Annotated in this window: 14 protein-coding genes and 1 tRNA gene; 5 read left to right on the top strand and 10 right to left on the bottom strand. The window is 70.8% G+C overall.

From position 1 onward, the window contains the following. Positions 1 to 211 precede the first annotated feature (211 nt). From H5397_RS14160 to H5397_RS14150, 3 genes are read right to left on the bottom strand one after another with little or no spacing between them, the layout of a single operon-like run. Positions 212 to 1,141: a glycine betaine ABC transporter substrate-binding protein gene (locus H5397_RS14160; protein WP_220492298.1), complete on the bottom strand. Its 930-nt coding sequence runs from the start codon at positions 1,139 to 1,141 to the stop codon at positions 212 to 214. A gap of 37 nt (positions 1,142 to 1,178) precedes the next feature. Then, positions 1,179 to 2,075, bottom strand: coding sequence for a proline/glycine betaine ABC transporter permease (locus H5397_RS14155; protein WP_131167573.1), 897 nt, complete (start codon positions 2,073 to 2,075; stop codon positions 1,179 to 1,181). Continuing rightward, entirely contained in the window at positions 2,072 to 3,289 is a 1,218-nt protein-coding gene (locus H5397_RS14150) for a glycine betaine/L-proline ABC transporter ATP-binding protein (RefSeq protein WP_182818207.1), read from the bottom strand. Before H5397_RS14150 ends, H5397_RS14155 begins: the two co-directional genes overlap by 4 nt. A 195-nt stretch (positions 3,290 to 3,484) precedes the next feature. On the opposite strand from H5397_RS14150, the gene H5397_RS14145 reads away from it, so the two are divergent. Next, the gene (locus tag H5397_RS14145) at positions 3,485 to 5,596 is read left to right on the top strand and encodes a DUF4185 domain-containing protein (protein WP_182818206.1); all 2,112 of its coding nucleotides are present in this window, start codon (positions 3,485 to 3,487) and stop codon (positions 5,594 to 5,596) included. Here the strand turns inward: H5397_RS14145 and H5397_RS14140 are convergent. Continuing rightward, on the bottom strand, positions 5,566 to 6,456 hold the full coding sequence (locus H5397_RS14140; RefSeq protein WP_182818204.1) for a ribokinase: 891 nt from the start codon (positions 6,454 to 6,456) through the stop codon (positions 5,566 to 5,568). The genes H5397_RS14145 and H5397_RS14140 overlap by 31 nt on opposite strands. Positions 6,457 to 6,493: 37 nt before the next feature. Here H5397_RS14140 and rraA point away from each other — a divergent pair, with 37 nt between their 5' ends. Beyond that, the gene (rraA, locus tag H5397_RS14135; protein WP_182818203.1) at positions 6,494 to 6,961 is read left to right on the top strand and encodes a ribonuclease E activity regulator RraA; all 468 of its coding nucleotides are present in this window, start codon (positions 6,494 to 6,496) and stop codon (positions 6,959 to 6,961) included. A gap of 19 nt (positions 6,962 to 6,980) precedes the next feature. On the opposite strand, the gene H5397_RS14130 is transcribed toward rraA, so the two are convergent. Genes H5397_RS14130 through H5397_RS14120 form a run of 3 tightly spaced genes read right to left on the bottom strand, consistent with a single transcriptional unit; the run spans position 6,981 to position 10,942 of the window. Beyond that, a complete protein-coding gene (locus H5397_RS14130; RefSeq protein WP_182818202.1) occupies positions 6,981 to 8,444 on the bottom strand; it encodes an FGGY-family carbohydrate kinase in 1,464 nt (487 codons plus the stop codon). Positions 8,445 to 8,481: 37 nt separating this feature from the next. After that, on the bottom strand, positions 8,482 to 9,516 hold the full coding sequence (locus H5397_RS14125) for a sialidase family protein (RefSeq protein WP_182818200.1): 1,035 nt from the start codon (positions 9,514 to 9,516) through the stop codon (positions 8,482 to 8,484). Between the two features lie 4 nt (positions 9,517 to 9,520). Beyond that, positions 9,521 to 10,942: a tripartite tricarboxylate transporter permease gene (locus H5397_RS14120; RefSeq protein ID WP_309224377.1), complete on the bottom strand. Its 1,422-nt coding sequence runs from the start codon at positions 10,940 to 10,942 to the stop codon at positions 9,521 to 9,523. Between H5397_RS14120 and H5397_RS14115 the strand changes: the two genes are divergently transcribed. Then, on the top strand, positions 10,869 to 11,828 hold the full coding sequence (locus H5397_RS14115) for a LacI family DNA-binding transcriptional regulator (RefSeq protein ID WP_220492296.1): 960 nt from the start codon (positions 10,869 to 10,871) through the stop codon (positions 11,826 to 11,828). The genes H5397_RS14120 and H5397_RS14115 overlap by 74 nt on opposite strands. Positions 11,829 to 11,862: 34 nt before the next feature. Here H5397_RS14115 and H5397_RS14110 read toward each other — a convergent pair whose 3' ends face one another. From H5397_RS14110 to H5397_RS14100, 3 genes are all read right to left on the bottom strand, one after another. Continuing rightward, positions 11,863 to 13,080, bottom strand: a complete 1,218-nt coding sequence (locus H5397_RS14110) for a globin domain-containing protein (protein ID WP_182818197.1) — start codon at positions 13,078 to 13,080, stop codon at positions 11,863 to 11,865. A gap of 164 nt (positions 13,081 to 13,244) precedes the next feature. Further along, positions 13,245 to 15,089, bottom strand: coding sequence for a phosphoenolpyruvate carboxykinase (GTP) (locus H5397_RS14105; RefSeq protein WP_182818195.1), 1,845 nt, complete (start codon positions 15,087 to 15,089; stop codon positions 13,245 to 13,247). A gap of 194 nt (positions 15,090 to 15,283) precedes the next feature. After that, positions 15,284 to 15,359, bottom strand: a tRNA-Arg gene (locus tag H5397_RS14100). Positions 15,360 to 15,738: 379 nt separating this feature from the next. Between H5397_RS14100 and H5397_RS14095 the strand changes: the two genes are divergently transcribed. Both H5397_RS14095 and H5397_RS14090 read left to right on the top strand, forming a co-directional pair. Then, positions 15,739 to 16,197 carry a tyrosine-type recombinase/integrase gene (locus H5397_RS14095; RefSeq protein WP_220492295.1) on the top strand — a complete coding sequence of 153 codons (459 nt, stop codon included), beginning with the start codon at positions 15,739 to 15,741 and terminating at the stop codon, positions 16,195 to 16,197. Between the two features lie 271 nt (positions 16,198 to 16,468). Further along, the gene (locus H5397_RS14090) at positions 16,469 to 16,942 is read left to right on the top strand and encodes a GNAT family N-acetyltransferase (RefSeq protein ID WP_182818194.1); all 474 of its coding nucleotides are present in this window, start codon (positions 16,469 to 16,471) and stop codon (positions 16,940 to 16,942) included. Positions 16,943 to 17,462: the final 520 nt, after the last annotated feature.

Below are 17,462 nucleotides of genomic sequence, written 5' to 3'. Positions count from 1 at the left end.
CGGCGAACAACGCGTCCGGGAACAGGCGGTGCCGGTGCTCGGCCAAGAACCGGAACACGCTGCCAGCCGGCAACAAATGCCCCGCCAGCGACTCCACGTCCAACACATCCCGCTGCGGACTCGACTCACCCTGCACAACCCAACAATTCCAGCCCACGACCCGTCAGACCTGCCGGCACGCGGGCGGATTGTTCAGCAGGCTCCTAGGCGGTCAGCCCTCGATGGCGGGGAGGACGTCCGGGTTGGCGTCGATCCAGGCCTGGACGGCCTCGGCCTCGCGGCCCTCGCCGTACTCGTTGACGACCATGTCCTCGAGCTGGCCGTACTGGTCGTCGGTCAGCTTGATCTTGCTGATGTAGGCGGCCGCCTCCGGGAACTCCTCGGCGAAGCCCTTCGTGGCGAGGAAGTGGAGCGCCTCGGCCTCCCCCAGCGCGCCCTTCGGGTCGGCCAGGTCCTTCACGGGGAAGGAGCTGTTGGCCCAGAACGGGCGCCACAGGGTCACGACGATGTCCTGCTGGGCGTCGGTGGCCTTCTTCAGCTCGGCCAGCATCGCCGTGGTGGAGGAGGTGACCAGCTCGTAGCTGCCGTCGAGGCCGTACTGCGGGATGACCTGTTCCTGGGTGGCCTTCGTGAGGCCGGCGCCGGGCTCGATGCCGACGATGCGCCCGCCGAAGCGGTCGGCGTTGGCGGCCAGGTCCTCGATCGAGTCGATGTCGGTGTACTCCGGGACGGCGATCGTCAGCTTCGCGTTGTCGTAGTAGGCGCCGAGGTCCTCGATGTCGGCGGAGTACTGCTCCATGTAGGACGCGTGGGTCACCTCCGGCCACGCCGACGGGTAGATGTCGACATCACCGCGGCTCAGCGCCACGTACAGCGGGGCGGCCTCGCTCAGCTCCTCGTGCTCGACGGTGTAACCCATCTGCTCGAGCTGGTTCTCCAGGAGGTACGCGGTGCTCAGGCCGTCGGTCCACGCGGGCAGGTAGCCCATCGTGATGGTGCCGGACGCCCCGCCGGCGGGTGCCGAGCCGTCGCCGCCAGGGGCAGCCGTGTTGGCCGGGGTGGCGTTGCCGCCGCAGGCGGCGAGGGTGAACGCGAGCGCTCCGGCGCCGATCATCGTGCTCAAGGTGCGCAGGGTCTTCATGGGTGTTTCCTTTCCGACGGTGTTGTGCATTGGCTGTTCAGGACGCCCGGGCCGCGGCCTGTCGCCGCGAGCGCAGCCAGGCGAGCAGGGACGTCCTTTGGTCGCCCGGGCGTGCGAGTGAGCCCGTGAGGCGATCCAGGTAGATGGCGAGGAACACGACCGACAGGCCGGCCTCCACGCCCTTGGCGGTGTTGAGGGTGGAGATGGCGGAGACGACCTCCTTGCCGAGGCCGTCGGCCCCGACCATGCCCGCGATGACCGCCATCGACAGCGCGAGCATGATGACCTGGTTGACGCCGGCCATGATGGTGGGCACGGCGAGCGGCAGCTGGATGCCCCGCAGGATCTGGCCGTCGCTGGCGCCGAACGCGTGGCCGGCCTCGACCGTCTCGTGGTCGACGCCGCGGATGCCCAATTCGGTCATCCGGACGCCCGGGGGCAGCGCGAAGATCAGGGTGGCGATGAGCCCGGGGGCGGCGCCGATCCCGAAGAAGAGGATCGCGGGGATCAGGTAGACGAACGCAGGCATGGTCTGCATGAAGTCGAGGATCGGCTTCAGCGCTGCGCTCACGGCGTCGTTGCGGGCGGCCCAGATGCCGAGCGGGATGGCGAGCACCACGGCGATCACCGTCGCGATCAGCACCAGCGCCAGCGTCTGCATCGAGGTTGTCCACTGGTTCATCGACCAGATCAGCAGGAAGGTGACGAGGGTCGCCAGCGCCATCTTCCAGCTGCGCAGGAGCCAGCCGAGCAGGGCGAACAGCACGATGGCCACGGGTTCCGGCACGGCGAGCAGCAGGTCGGTGAGCGCGTCGGTCAGGATCGCGAGCAGCGCGCTGAGCCCGTCGAAGAAGGCACCCGCGTTCGCGCGGAGCCAGCCGATCCCGGCGTCGACGACGTCACCGATGGGGATGTGGGGAATGGTCGGGTTCATCCGCCCGCTCCTGCCGGGGCCGGGGCCGGGGCGTCCGCTCGGGGGCGGCCCACGGCCGTGAGCAGCGTCACACGCGGGATCACGCCCTGGAACCGGCCGGCGTCGTCGACGACGATCAGCGGGGACAGGTGCTGCGCGGCCTGGGTGAACAGGTCGGCGATCGGGGTGTCGTGGGCCACGACGGGCATCTCGTGCGTGTCGGACCAAGGGAGCGCATTGCTGCCGTCCCGGACGGCCTGGGCCACGTCGTCCTCCCAGAGGACGCCTGCGGGCGTCCGGTCGTGGTGCAGCACGACCAGCCAGGAGTTGTGCGACTCGCGGAGCAGGCGGTGGGCCGCACGCGGTCCCTGCTCGGCACCAAGCACGCTCGCCGGCTGCTCGGCAATCTGGGCCGCGGTCAGGACGCGGGTGCGGTCGACATCCTGGGTGAACTGGGCGACGTAGTCGTTGGCCGGGTTGTTCAGGATCTCCTCGGCGGTGCCGATCTGCTCGATCCGCCCGTCGCGCATCATGGCGATGCGATCGCCCAGGCGCATGGCCTCGTTGAGGTCGTGGGTGATGAACAGGATGGTCTTCTCCAGACGGCGCTGCAGGTCCACGAGTTGGTCCTGCATGTCGCGCTTGATGAGGGGGTCGAGGGCGCTGAACGCCTCGTCCATGAGCAGGATGTCGGTGCCGGCGGCGAGGGCGCGGGCGAGCCCCACGCGCTGGCGCATGCCCCCGGAGAGCTCCCCCGGCAGCATGCCGCCCCAGCCCTCCAGGCCGACCATCGCGAGAGCCTCGTTCGCACGGGCCTCGCGCTCGGTGCGGTTCAGGCCCTTGATCTCCAGCCCGTAGGCGGCGTTCTCGCCGACGGTACGGTGGGGGAGCAGGGCGAAGTGCTGGAACACCATCGACACCTTTTCTCGGCGAATCCGACGGAGAATGGCGTCGGACGATTTTGTCAGCTTCTCGCCGTAGATTTCGAGTTCGCCGGCCGTCGACTCCCACAGGCCATTCACCATGCGAATCAGGGTCGACTTGCCCGAACCCGACAGCCCCATGACGACGAAGATCTCGCCGGGGTCCACCTCGAAGGAGGCATCGATGACAGCCGCAGTCAGGCCGTCCTTGCGCAGGTCGTCCCTGCTCGCCCCGGCCTCCAGCATCGCGACGCCGCGCGTGGCGCGGCGTCCGAAAATCTTGTAGAGGCCATTCGCTTGAATGGCGGACACGCTCTTTGACTCCTTGGTGGGTTGATCGTTCGGGCACAGCTCGCAGGAATGTGCCCAGCGACCGTGCGCCGCGACTCATCCCCAACCATGGTTCGGTTCCACCGTAACCACACCGGGTACCCGGAGGCCAAATCGGCACCGTACTTTCTTATCGTTTTGTTACTTTCCCGCCGTCTGCTCAGTACAGTGCGGGGCGTGCTGAGTGCCGCTGCTGACCCGGGTCCCGCGCGCCCGCCGGTGCTGGGTCCCTCGTCGCTCGCCGCCGCCCCCCGGCCCGGCCGCGCCGGCCTGCGCGGCTGGCTCGCGCCAGGCCTGCTGCACGCGCTGGTGCTGGACGCCGCGGGCCCGGGCCTGCGCCACTACGAGCGGGCCCAGGAGCGCCCCGACCAAGGGTGGGCGCGGCTCGACCTCGTCAGCCCGGACGCCGTGGGCCCCGGTGCGCTCGTGGTCGCCTCCGGGGTGCTGCACGCCCTCGTGCCGGAGGACGGCGGGATCGCCCACCACGTGAAGGCGGCCCTGCCCCGCGTCGCCGCGTCGGGTGAGCACACCCTCGACCCCAACACCTGGGGACGCCGGGGCGAGCCCCTGCCCGGCAGCACCGTCACCGCCACCCGGGACGCCCGGGGCGTGCTCGCCGCCGTCGGGGACGACGACGGCACGACCCTGTGGCGGTTCGAGGGTGGCTGGCGCCGCACGGAGCACCTCCCCGGCGCCCGGGACGTGCTCGTCGCGCCCGGCGCCGTCGTCGCCGACCTCGGGGGCGAGCTGAGCCTGCGCCTGCGGGGCGCCTGGCGCCGGCTGGGGCTGGGGGCCGGGACGGCGTCCGGGTCGCTCGTCGCGGACGCGGGGGGCTGGCTGCTGGCCGCCCCGCGCGGGGACGTGCTGGAGACGTGGCGGATCGACCGTGACGGCACGATCACCCGCCACGCCACCCTGACCTGGGGTGCCGGCGCTGTCGGCGGCGTCGCGCTGGCACCGGCCGGGCGCGGGGCGGTCCACGCGCTGACGGACGAGACGGGCTCGGTGCTCCAGCACCGGCGCCACGCGGCGGGCGGCGCGTGGATGCGCGTGACCTGCCTGCGCCTGCACGACACCAGCCCGTTCACGGTCGAGGAGCGCGAGTCGACCAAGCTCGCGCAGGTGTCGGGGGAGACCGACACCCAGCCGGTCCGCGAGGGCGGGCGACGGCTGACGCTGAGCCGCTCGACGACGAGGTCGGGGGTGCTGGGGACCGACCTCGGCGTCCGGGTCGAGCACCTGGGCGACGACCTGATGGTCTTCGGGGACACCCACTGGCACCGCCGCCCGTGGCTGACCACGCGCGACGCGATCGCGCGCATCGACCCCACGGGGCCGATCGACGGGCTGCCGGGGGTCACGTTCCACGGGGCGCCGCTGCGTGTGCGCGGGTGGGGCGTGACGATGCGGGAGTACGACGTGCCGCTGGACGCCTTCTCCGTCGGCGACGACCTGTACGGCTTCTTCACGTCGAACCACTTCCGGCGTGGGCAGGTCATGGGCCGCTCGGTCCTGGCCGTGCACCGCGGACCGGTGCGCGTGGACCCGCGCTCGCGGCGTCCGGTCACGTTCACCGGCGCGCGCACGTTCTCGGAGCGGTACTTCATCAACGTGTCGGTGCAGCGCCTGCCCGGATCCGCGCTCGGCCTGCCCCGGGAGGGCGAGGTGCTCGCCGTCTGGGGCTCGGGGTCCTACCGGGCCGGCGACCTGCGGCTGGCGGTGCTCGACCCCGAGTCCGCCGCCGGTGGCCGACCGCGCGTGCGGTACTGGGCCGGGCTCTCGGCGTCCGGAGAACCGCGCTGGAGCGAGCGCGAGGCCGACGCCCGCCCGCTGCTGCACCCGTCGGCGCTGGGGGAGGTGTCGGTGCGGTGGGTGCCCGAGGCCGGCCGGTTCCTGTTCCTGGGCTGCTCCGGCCCCGAGGACCCGATCGGACTGTCGGTCTGGTTGCGCGCCGCCGAGGCGCCGTGGGGCCCGTGGTCGCCGCGGCACCGGCTCCTGGACTGGGCGGCGCGCGGCATGTGGTTCGACGACCCGTACTCGCGGTTCATCAAGGCACTCGGAGACGGCACGGACCCGGTCGGCGACCGCATCTTCCGGGTGCAGGCCGACATGACGGGCGCGGCCTACGCGCCGTTCTTCTTCGACGCGCGTGCCGACGGCGGCGAGCTCGTGCTGCGGTACACGTTGTCGACCTGGAACCCCTACCAGGTGGTGCTCATGGCCCACCGGCTCGGCAGCGACGTGCTGGGGCCGGTGGCTCAGGGCAGCGCGTCGGTCGACCTCGGGTAGGAGGGTTGCGCGCCCCGGCCCGTGCACGCGAACGCGCCCACGCGGGCGGCGAACGCGGCGGCGTCGGCGAGGTCGTCGCCGGCCAGGAGGCGGGTGGCGAGGGCGCCGACGAAGGCGTCCCCGGCGCCGGTGGTGTCGACCACGTCGACCTCGGGTGAGCTGACGGTGGTGGTCCGTCCCGGACGCCCCACCAGCGCGCCCTTCGCGCCCCGGGTCATCACGACGCTGGGCACGCCGGAGTCGACCAGCGCCGCCACCACCGCGTGGTCGCCGTGCGCGTGCTCGCCCAGCATGCGCAGCGCCAGACTGCCCTCGTGCTCGTTGACCACCAGGGGGTCGGCGCGGCGGAGCACGTCGGGGGAGACGGCGATGACCGGCGCGAGGTTGACCACGAGCCGGCCGGTGGTGAGGCGGGCGGCGGCCTCGATCGCGTCGCGCGGGATCTCGCCCTGGAGGACGACCACGTCGGCGTCCTGGATGGGGGCGGCGGCCGCGCCCACGGCGTCCGCGTCGACGCTGCGGTTCGCGCCACCCTCGATGAGGATCGAGTTCTCGCCGGTGTCGTCGACGTACACCACGGCGATGCCGGTCGCGCCCGGCACCCGGCGCACGTGGGTGAGGTCGACGCCCGCGTCGGCGAGCAGGGCGAGCGCCGGCTCGGCGAAGGTGTCCTCGCCCACCGCGCCCACCATCGCGACCGGCGCGCCGAGCCGGGACGCCGCCACGGCCTGGTTGGCGCCCTTGCCGCCGGGTGCCAGCTCGCGGGCGTGCGCATGCAGGGTCTCGCCCGGGCGCGGGATGCGCTCGCAGGGCAGGATGAGGTCCAGGTTGATGGAGCCGACGACGACGATGCCTCGCATGGTCGAAGGGTACGCCGCGCGGTCGTAGAGTGGCACCGTGATCGCCACCGCCGACATCTACGACCAGCACGGCGAGGAGCTCGCCTCGTGCAGCACGCAGTTCCGCGACTTCGGGGGCCGTCGGGCCTTCACCGGCGTCGTCGAGACCCTCTCGGTGGACCGGGACAACCAGCTCGTCAAGGAGATCCTGAACACGCCCGGTGCGGGCAAGGTGCTCGTCGTCGACGGGCAGGGCTCGCTCGAGTCCGCCCTGATGGGCGACATGATCGCCGCGGCCGCCGTCGCCAACGGGTGGGAGGGCGTGATCATCCACGGCGCGGTCCGCGACTCGGTGGCGTTGGGTGAGATGGACCTCGGCGTCAAGGCCCTCGGCACCAACCCGCGCAAGAGCGCCAAGGACGGCGTCGGAGCCCGCGGCGGGGTCGTCTCCTTCGGCGGAGCCGACTTCGCGCCCGGCGCGACCGTGTGGGCCGACCCCGACGGGATCCTGGTCACGCGCGCCTGAACCTCTGCCCCGCTGCTGACTACTGCTGGCGCGCGGCCAGGGCGTGCTGGGTGTCGCGGGAGGCCTCGTGCAGCGAGCCGTACAGCGCGTACAGCTCCTCGTAGGGGCCGGGTCGGGGCTCGAGGGTGTCGGCGGCCGGGTTCCAGGCGTCGATGTCGAGGGTGTCGTCGAGCAGGCGGGCCGCAAGGAAGGCGTCCCCGAACGACGCGCCCACCGACTTCTCGCGCAGCACCTGCGGGCGCCCGATCACGTCGGTCACGATCTGCGGCCACAGGCTGCCCGTGGTGCCGCCGCCGACCGCGACGACGCGCTCGATCGGGACGCCCGCGTCGGCGTACGTCTCCACGTTGTGCCGGACGCCGAACGCCGTCGCCTCCAGCGCCGCCCGGTAGAGGTCGCCGCGGGTGTGGGCGAGGGTGAGCCCGACGATGGTGCCGCGGGCGTCGGGGTCCTGGATGGGCGTCCGCTCGCCGGCGAAGTACGGCAGCATGAGCAGGCCGTTGGCCCCGGGGGTGGACGCCGCGGCCTCGGCCGAGAGCGTGGCGTAGTCGGCGCCGGTGAGGTCGCGCAACCACGTGGTGATCGCGCCCGAGGTGGCCATGCCGCCGGCGAGGTTGTACTGGCCGGCGACGAGGCCGGTGGTGCCCCACATGTGGGGGTGCCGCACGCGCTGGGTCGTGTTGCCGACCAAGAACATCGTGGTGCCGTACATGAGCATCAGGTCGCCCGGCTTCGTGGCGCCGACCGAGAGCCCCTCGGCCCACGCGTCGATGGTGCCAACGGTCACCGGGATGCCCTCGGGCAGGCCCGTCTCGGACGCCGCCCGTGCGGTGATGCGGCCGGCCTCGTCGCCGGCCCAGGCCAGGCGCGGGAGGTCGATGCCGGGGGCGACCGCCTCGGCCCACGGGGTGTGCCACTCCTGGGTCGCGGCGTCGTAGAGCGGCGTGGACTGCGAGGCGGACTGCCGGTCGAGCACGTACTCGCCGGTGAGGTGCGCCACGAGCAGCGAGGCGGGCATGTGGAACCGGGTGGACCGCTCGTAGGCCTCGGGGGCGTGTCGCGCGAACCAGCGGAACTTGGGGCCGGCCGCCTGCGTGGTCAGGTAGGTGTCGGTGCGCTCGAAGATGGCCTCGGCGCCGAGTTCGTCGTCGAGCTCGTCGATCTCGGCCGTCGCGCGCATGTCGACGCCGTAGAGGGCGCTCTTCGTCGTCGGGGTGTTGTCGGCGTCGGTGAGCTGCACGCAGGGGCCCATGCCCGAGACACCGACCGCGGCGACGGTGGCGCCCGTGCTGCGGAGGAGCTCGCCGGTGATCGAGACGAACTCGTCCCACCAGACGGCGCCGTCCATCTTGAACTGGCCCGGGCGCGGGTTGTCGACCCGGTGCTGGCGGCCGGTCTGGGCGATCACCGTGCCCGCGTGGTCGACCAGCACGCCCTTCGTGCTCGACGTGCCGACATCAACCCCGAGGTAGACCCCGTCCATGGCCGATCCTTCCTGAGCCGTCCTCCGGCCCACCTTGTCACTCGCCGGCGAGCAGGTCGAGCGGGACACGGGTCAACGCGATCCCGCGGCGCTGCCACGTGTAGGTCACCCACAACTCGTCGCCCACCACCCGGGCCGAGGGGTAGGAGAACTCACCTTCCCCGGTGGTCACGACACCGGACGCCGCGGCCGCGGCCGGCCTGCCCCCGGCCTCGCCCGAGCGGTCCTCGAGCACGGCCCCGGAGGCCCAGGTCAGGCCGTCATCGCCCGACGTCGACACCACCAACCGGGCGCGGGAGCCCCAGTCCTCGGTGGCGGAGTTGTGGACGCAGGCCAGCCGTCCGTTCGGGAGCGACACGGCCGCCAGCCCGCTGTTGTTGTTCGGGAGGCCGCAGGGCCGCAGGGGCGGCCAGCGGTACCGGTCGCTCGTCTCGCTGCGCAGCACGGCGCCCCCGGTCGAGCGGGTCAGGGCGACGAGCTGGCCCCGCCCGCCCACCACGAGGGCGGGCTGGATGGAGCCCGCGCCGCGGAACCCCGCGTGGTCGAGCGGGAGGTCGACCCGCCGCCAGGTGCCCGAGGGCGTCCAGACGTCGACGAAGCTGTCCCACACCGGTGGCTCGGACCAGACCTCCACGGAGCCGGGGGCGACCCAGGCGCCCGCGTACGGGACGGGGGCCTGCCGGACCGGACCCCGGCCACCCGAGGCGTCACCGGGCACGAGCTCGACGGCGCCGCTCCACGTGGCGCCCGCGTCGTCGGAGCGGCAGACCCATGTGGTCCAGGTGTCGATGCGGGGGCCGCGTCGGAAGAACAGCCAGACGCGGCCGTCGGGGCCCGTCGCGAGGACCGGGTTCCAGTGCGGGGTGGGGGCGGGGGCGACCACCCGGGCCTCCCCGAAGCTCCCGTCCAGCGAGCCCCGCGCGAGCATGACCCGGGTGTCGGGCGAGCCCTCGTGCGAGCCCTCGAACCAGGCGACCAGCACGTGGTCGCCGTGGACGAGCAGGGAACTGGCGTGGGACTGGCGTGACCCCGTGGGGTCCAGCGTCACCGTCCCGTGCCAGAGGCTCTGCATGGCGTCAGTTCACGCCGCCGTCGACCGCCCTGACCGCGCGGGACTCCCGGTAGCCCTTCCACACCGGCCACAGCAGCGAGCCGGCCGCGATCAGGAGCAGCACCAGCGAGATCGGGCGGGTGAGCAGCTCGACCGGGGAGCCGATCAGCATCGCGCGGCGCAGGTTGGCCTCGGCCAGGGGGCCGAGCAGGAAGCCCAGCACCACGGGACCGGCGGGCATGCCCACGCGGCGCAGCACGAGCCCCACGACGCCGAAGACCAGCATCTGCACCGCGGTCCAGACGTTGTTGGTGGTGGCGTAGGTGCCCACGATGCAGAAGACCAGAATGATGCCCCAGATCCACTGCGGCTTCAGGTCGAGCAGACGGGTCATGGTCTTGACGCGCATGAGGCTGATGACGGTCGAGACCAGGGTCGCGAAGACCATGATGAGCACGATCGTGGCCACGAGCAGGCAGACGACGCGGTTGTCGGGGCGACGCTCGAACAGGCTCGGTCCGGGCTGGATGCCCCAGATGATCATCGAGCCGATCATGATCGCCATCACCGAGTCTCCGGGGATTCCCAGCGACAGGGTCGTGGTGAGCGCGCCGCCCAGCGTCGAGCTGGACGCCGTGTCGGCACCCACCAGCCCCTCCAGGGAGCCCTTGCCGAACTGCTCGGGCTTCTTCGAGATGGACTTGGCGCGGTTCCAGCCGACGAGACCCGCGATGTCGCCACCGGCCGCCGGGACGACGCCGACGATCGCGCCGATCACGCTCGACTGGGCCATCGGCTTGGCGACACCCGCGAGCTCGCCCTTGGTGGGCCACCAGCGGCCCAGCGACGAGATGGGCCGGACCTTGTGCGCGTGGTGGGTGAAGACCTGGTCGAGCACCTCGGTGATGCCGAACAGGCCGATGATCAGGGCGATGAAGTTGAGGCCGCCCATCAGCTCGTTGTTGCCGAACGCGAAGCGGGCGTCGCCGGTGATGGGGTCGGTGCCGATGACGGCCAGGGCCAGACCCAGCAGGCCGGCGAAGATGCCCTTGGCGATCGAGCGTGACGCGATGGAGATGATCACCGTGAGGCCGAACACCACCAGGGAGAACATCTCGAACGGCCCGAACTGCAGCGCGAACGAGGCGATGGGGCCGGCGAGGAAGATCAGCACCAGCATCGAGGTGAGGATGCCGACCGTCGTGGCGATCGCGGAGAGGGACAGGGCCACGCCCGCCTTGCCCTGCTTGGCCAGCGGGTAGCCGTCGAACGTGGTGGCCACGGCCGCCGGCGTCCCGGGCGTGTTGACCAGGATCGACGGGATCCGGTCGCCGTACTGGGCCGAGACGTACGACGTCGCCGCCCGCGCCGGGGTGTCGCCCGCGACCGTCTCGCGCGTGTTCAACGGGTCGAACGTGACCCCCGCGCTGGCCGAGAAGGTGCGCACGGCGGCGACCGAGCTGAAGTTCGTCGCCAACAAGAACGCGCGCCGCCTGCGGATGCAGCGGTCGGAACTCATCACGGTGATGGTCCCCGACATCGAGAACCCCTTCTACACGTCGATGACCCGCGCGGTGGAGGACATCGCCCGGGAGGCCGGCTTCTCGGTGCTGCTGTGCAACACCGACGACGACGAGGAGCGCTTCGCCCAGTACCTGCGGGCCGTCGTGTCCGAGCCGGTCGCCGGCATCGTCGCGGTCGTGCCCACCGCCGACACCAAGCTCGACCTGGCGATCGAGCGGGGCGTCCCGATCGTGTGCGTCGACCGGCGTGCCCCCCGCTACGCGCTGGACGCCGTGGTCGTCGACAACGTGCGCAGCGCCCGGCTCGCGACCGAGGGCCTGTTCGAGGCCGGCTTCGACCGGGTGGCGTGCGTGACCGGCCCCGAGAACGTCGAGACCGCCCGGCTGCGCCTGGCGGGCTGGAGGCAGGCCTACCAGGAGGCGGGGCGTCCGGCACCCGAGGAGCTCGTGCGGCACGTGCCCTACACGGTCAACGGTGGCGAGACCGGCGTGACCGACCTGCTCGCCCTGCCCGAGCCGCCCGACGCGATCTTCGCGGCCAACAACAAGCTGGCCGCCGGTGTGATCCGGGTGCTGTTCGAGCGCGGGCTCGAGTCGGGCCAGATCGGCGTCACCTCGCTCGGCGGGCTTCCGCTGGTGACGTGGCAGCCGCGCGGCATCCAGGTGTGGCACCTGCCCGCCCGGGACCTCGGCACCGAGGCCGCCAAGGTGCTGCTCGAGCGCATCCAGGGCGAGACCACCCCACCGCGCACGATCGTGCTCGACACCCTCACCTCCGACGACCAGGACGGGTACGACCGGATCGACTGAGCTGCTGCCTGGCCCTACCCCCGCCGGCTCCGGATCAGGCCGCGCTGTCGGGGTTCTGCGCCCACAGGTCGGGGCCGAAGACCTCGTAACGGATCCGCTCGGGGGAGACGCCCTTGGCGATGAGCTGCTTGCGCATCGCGTTCATGAACTCCAGCGGGCCGCACATGAACACCGTCGAGTCGGCGGGGATGTCGGCGTCGGTGAGGTCCATGAAGCCCTCGCGGGCGGGGTGCAGCGTGGGCGCGCTGGTGGCGTCCGCCTCGTACCAGTTCTGCGCCCTGGCGTCGGTCATCGACAGCACCTGTCGGCGCAGCGACGCATACAACGCGTGGGTGCTGTGCGCCTTGTCGGCGTGGAACATGCGCACGGTGCGCTCGGGCTGGCGGCGGGACAGGTCCTCGAGGATCGCCGCGACCGGCGTGATGCCGATGCCCGCCGACACCAGCACGATGGGGCCGTCGGAGTCGTCCAGCACGAGGTCGCCGCACGGCTGCGAGACGTCCAGGACCGTGCCGGGCTGGGCGTGGTCGCCGAGCCAGTTCGACACCTGGCCGTCGGGGGCGCCGTCGACGCCGCGCACCCGCTTGATCGTCACGCGCAGCGTGTCACCCCGCGGACCGGACGAGATGGTGTACTGCCGTGGCTGCCGTTGGCCACCCGGCAGGTCGACCGCGATCGCCACGTACTGGCCGGTCTCGTGCCGCGGCGCCTCGCCCTGCACGGGGGCGAGCACCAGCGAGAAGATGTCGTCGTTCTCCTCGAACCTCTCCACGACGCGGTACTTCCGCCACGGCTGGGCGGGGTCGGTGCCGCCGAGGGCGTACAGCTTGGCCTCCTCGGCGATGAGGGCGCAGCCGAACAGCCAGTAGACCTCGTCCCAGGCGGCGGCCACCTCGGGGGTGACGGCGTCCCCGAGCACGGTGCCGACGGCCTTCATCAGGTGGTGGCCCACGATGGTGTACTCCTGCGCCTTGATGCCCAGGCTGACGTGCTTGTGGGCGATGCGCTGCATGACGGGGGTGAAGTCGGGGGCGTTCGGGTCGATCAGGTTGACCGCGTACGCGACCACGGACGCCGCGAGCGCCTTCGGCTGCTCGCCGATCGCCTGGTTGGCCTTGTTGAAGACGCGCATCAGCCCGGGGTGCGCGGCGAACATGTCGGGGTAGAAGGTCTTGGTGATGGTCTCGGCGTTCTCGGCCACGACCGCCGCGGTGGCCTTGACGATCGCCTCGGAGGCGGGGGACAGCTTCATGGGATGACCCTTTCTGACGTCGACGTTGATGTCGTCGCCCAACCTAGGGCCCCCCGGTTTTGGAGGATGCATTCGGTTTATCCCCGCCCCTGACAAGCCCGGACGCCGAAGGCCCGGCCCCACAGGGGGCCAGGCCTTCGCTGATGGGAATCAGCTGTGGGGGATCAACGAGCGGCGTGCTCGGGGTCGATCCGGTCGCGCAGGTCGTCGAGCTGGTCCTTGAGCGCCTGGGGGAGCTTCTTGCCGAACTGCTTGAAGTACTCCTCCGTCAGGTCGGCCTCCTTGGCCCACGCGTGGGCGTCCAGGGCGAAGATCTTGTCCAGGGTCTCCTGGTCGATGTCCAGGCCCTCGACGTTCAGGTCACCCTTCTCGGGCAGACGACCCGAGATGGCGTCGACAGCGTCGACCTCACCGAGGACGCGCTTGATGGCCCACTCGATCGGGCGAGCGTTGTCGCCGAAGCCCGGCCACAGGAACTTGCCGTTCTCGTCCTTGCGGAACCAGTTGACCTGGAAGATCTTCGGGGCCTTGTCGCCGAGGACCTTGCCCATGTCCAGCCAGTGCTGCCAGTAGTCGGCCATGTTGTAGCCGCAGAAGGGCAGCATGGCGAACGGGTCGCGGCGCAGCGAGCCGACCGAACCCTCAGCAGCAGCGGTCTGCTCGGAGGACACCGTCGCACCGATGAACACGCCGTGCTCCCAGTCGTAGGCCTCGGCCACGAGCGGGACGTTGGAGGCGCGGCGGCCACCGAACAGGATGATGTCGACCGGGACGCCGGCCGGGTCCTCCCAGTTCGGGGCGATCGTGTCGGCCTGGTCGGCGCGCACGGTGAAGCGGCTGTTCGGGTGGGCGGCGGGAGCGTCGGACTCCGGCGTCCAGTCGTTGCCCTTCCAGTCGATCAGGTGCGCGGGCTTCTCGTCGGTGAGGCCCTCCCACCACACGTCGCCGTCGTCGGTCAGCGCGACGTTGGTGAAGATGACGTCGTGGTCGAGCGACTTCAGCGCGATCGGGTTGGTCTTCTCGGAGGTGCCGGGGGCGACGCCGAAGAAGCCGGCCTCGGGGTTGATGGCGTAGAGCTTGCCGTCCTTGCCCGGGCGCATCCACGCGATGTCGTCACCGACGGTCTCGACCTTGATGCCGGGGATCGTCGGCTGCAGCATGGCCAGGTTGGTCTTGCCACAGGCGCTCGGGAACGCGGCGGTGAGGTAGAGCTCCTTGTTGTCGGCCTCGCGGGTGAGCTTCAGGATGAGCATGTGCTCGGCCATCCAGCCGTCGCGGCGGGCCATCGTGGAGGCGATGCGCAGGGCGAAGCACTTCTTGCCCAGCAGCGCGTTGCCGCCGTAGCCGGAGCCGTAGGAGATGATCTCGTTGGTCTCCGGGAAGTGGGTGATGTACTTGTCGTCGTTGCAGGGCCACGCGACGTCGTCACGCTTGTTGCCCTCGGCGTCGACCAGCGGGTAGCCGACCGAGTGCAGGGCCTTGACCCACGGCGCACCCTTGGCGATGAGGTCCATGGCCTCGGCGCCCATGCGGGTCATGATCCGCATGTTCAGGACGACGTACTCGGAGTCGGAGATCTCGACGCCCAGCTGGGAGATGTCGCCACCGAGGGGGCCCATCGAGAAGGGGATCACGTACATCGTGCGGCCGCGCATGGCGCCGTCGAAGAGACCGTTGAGGGTCTCGCGCATCTCGTTCGGGTCGGCCCAGTTGTTCGTGGGGCCGGCGTCCTCCTCCTTCTCGGAGCAGATGTAGGTGCGCGACTCGACACGGGCGACGTCGGAGGGGGCCGAACGGGCGAGGAAGGAGTTGGGGCGCTTCTCCTCGTTGAGCTTGATGAACACACCGGAGTCGACGAGTTCCTGGTTGAGGCGGTCACGCTCGGCCTCGGAACCGTCCACCCAGTAGATCGCGTCGGGCTTGGTCAGAGCGGCGACCTCTTCGACCCACGACACGAGGTCGGCAGGCGCGTTGGCAGGCGCGTTGTTCGGGATGGTTTCGACGGTCATTGTGCTCCTTTGCGTTACTGCTCACCGACGGGTCGTCGACGAGCTCCTTGACCAGTTCCGCTGTGAACATCCTGCACTGTTGGCGTGGTTTTCAACCAACCGAGGTGCCCGTTGCCTATACTGCCGCACCCGCCGCGGCAGGGCCTGGGGAAAGCAACGGCGCCCCGCACCAACAGCGTGGTGCGGGGCGCCTCTGGCGCGCTTGGAGGGACTCGAACCCCCAACCTTCTGATCCGTAGTCAGATGCTCTATCCATTAAGCTACAAGCGCATCGGTCGGTGACCGAGTAGATACATTACTACCCTTCCAGCGCCACGTCCAAACGAGCTCCTGAGTTGCGTGGGGTGCCCGCTCTGTCGCGCGTGGCGGCCCGGACTGGACCACAGCTCCAGAGTTGCAGCCCCGAGTGTTGTCTCGCCTGCGGGGGTGGCGCATGCTCAGCCATGGACACCGCACCAGCCGCCACCATCGTGCTGTTCCCCGCCGACACCAAGGACCCGCTCGCTCGCGCAGTCGCCGCCCCGCCGCCCGAACGTCCCGCCGGAGTCACCCACGCTGGGCCTGTCCCACCTCCAGTTCGAGGCCATGCTCCACCCGGCCGGACGTCGCCCAACCCCAACGACTTCGCCCTTGTCGCCATGCTCGGTTGTTGGGCCTGCGGATCTTCGAGGCGTGCGGTGCCGACATCGCCGATCTCGGCGAGGAACACGGACACCGCGTCCTCAAGGTGCGCGGGAAGGGCGGCAAGGTCGTGCTCACCCCGCTCCCACCCGCAGTCCAACGCGCCATCGAAGCCGCCGTGGCCGGGCGAACGGAGGGGCCGGACCTTCGCACCCGCCGCGGCACGCGCATGGACAGGCACTGCGCCACCCGCAGGCTCAAACGACTCGCCGTCCAAGCGCACATCACGTTGCCCCGCATGCACCCTCACATGCTGCGACACACCTTCGTCACCACGATGCTGGACGTGGGCGTCGACCTCCGCGACGTCCAGATCGCAGCCCGTCATGCGGACCCCCGCACGACCATGCGCTACGACCGTGCCCGCAAGAACCTCGACCGTCACCCCAACTACATTCTCGCCGCGTACATGGCATCCGGCACCTGACCAGCGCACCCATCTTCGCGGCGGCCCGGGGGCAGGGTTGGGCATCCGGGTTCACGTCACGGGCCGGGCGACGGTGCTGGCCCATCCGCATCCAGCTGGCGTCCCAACGCCAGCGGAGTGAAGGACGGGCCGCGGGGTGGGCCAGTGCCAGCGAGGTCAGCGGCGGCTCATCGATCCCCTCTGCCGAGGGTGGCCGGCGACCGGCCGTTCGGGGCCCAACCGGCGCGGTGCTTCGGGGGCGGCCGGTGGTCTCCTGTGTCACGGTGTAGACATGGACCAACTCATCGTCGGTGACGAAGTTTTCACGATCACCAAGGCGAGCCGCTCGGACGTGTCCGCGCTGGTGGAACTCCTCAGGGACGACTTCCTCGGAAAGGGCCGGGAACTACCCAACGTGGCGCCCTATGAGATTGCCTTCGATGACATCGACCATGATCCAAACCAGTTCTTGGCAGCGATTCGCAATCAAAGCGGAGAACTTGTTGGGACCCTGCAACTCACACTGATCCCGGGTCTGGCGAGGAGCGGCGCCAAGCGCCTGCAGATCGAAGCCGATCGCCTGGCATCCTCGACTCGCGGTACTGGGTTGGGCACCGCCGTTTTCGCCTGGGCTCACGACTACGGGAAGAAGCATGGGGCGACGCTGGCTCAGCTGACCTGCGACAAGCAGCGCACGGATGCCCACCGCTTCTACGAACGTCTCGGCTATGCAGCTACCCACCAAGGGTACAAGTTGTCCCTGTAGATGTCCGGATCTGCCGCTCGGAGGAACGTCTCAGCCGTCCCGGCGAGCTCGCCAAGCCAGTGCTGCCAGCAGGGCGGTTGTGGGAGTCCACGTCGCTCGCTCGGGCCAGGAAGGCGAGATGCCGTTCAGGACGGCACCCACACCCATCAGTGCGGTGATTCCGGTCAGGGCATGGCGGCGCACCCTCAGCGGGGTGCGATGACTCACGATCGCGACAGAGAGTCCGCTGTAGAGGAGCGCGGCTCCTGCGCTCACGACCCTGAGGCGGCTGGGAAGCACGCCGATGTGAGCGCCGCCGTAGCTGGCTCGGCCCCAAGGGGTCCCGATCGCAAGGGCTGCTTGGAAGGCGGCCAGCCCTGCCAGCCCCACGGCCACTGCTCCACGCTCCACGGAGCGTCGCTGGTGCTCAGCACCCTGTCGCGTCTGCCTCGGCCCAGTCACACGGCCATCATGCCTCGGCCGGTCATGCCGCTTTCAGTGCGTTGTTCAGTGCGGCTCTCCGTGTCTCGGTGACGTGCCA

Source organism: Propioniciclava sp. MC1683, assembly GCF_014164675.1.
GTDB lineage: Bacteria > Actinomycetota > Actinomycetes > Propionibacteriales > Propionibacteriaceae > Propioniciclava.
Note: the sequence above shows the minus strand (reverse complement) of the source record. Positions and strands in the feature narration are given on the sequence as shown.

Coding starts and splice junctions, on each gene's coding strand:
- H5397_RS14160 (WP_220492298.1), bottom strand. CDS start 1,141: ATGAAGACCCTGCGCACCTTGAGCACGATGATCGGCGCCGGAGCGCTC.
- H5397_RS14155 (WP_131167573.1), bottom strand. CDS start 2,075: ATGAACCCGACCATTCCCCACATCCCCATCGGTGACGTCGTCGACGCC.
- H5397_RS14140 (WP_182818204.1), bottom strand. CDS start 6,456: ATGCGAGGCATCGTCGTCGTCGGCTCCATCAACCTGGACCTCATCCTG.
- H5397_RS14130 (WP_182818202.1), bottom strand. CDS start 8,444: ATGGACGGGGTCTACCTCGGGGTTGATGTCGGCACGTCGAGCACGAAG.
- H5397_RS14125 (WP_182818200.1), bottom strand. CDS start 9,516: ATGCAGAGCCTCTGGCACGGGACGGTGACGCTGGACCCCACGGGGTCA.
- H5397_RS14110 (WP_182818197.1), bottom strand. CDS start 13,080: ATGAAGCTGTCCCCCGCCTCCGAGGCGATCGTCAAGGCCACCGCGGCG.
- H5397_RS14105 (WP_182818195.1), bottom strand. CDS start 15,089: ATGACCGTCGAAACCATCCCGAACAACGCGCCTGCCAACGCGCCTGCC.
- H5397_RS14090 (WP_182818194.1), top strand. CDS start 16,469: ATGGACCAACTCATCGTCGGTGACGAAGTTTTCACGATCACCAAGGCG.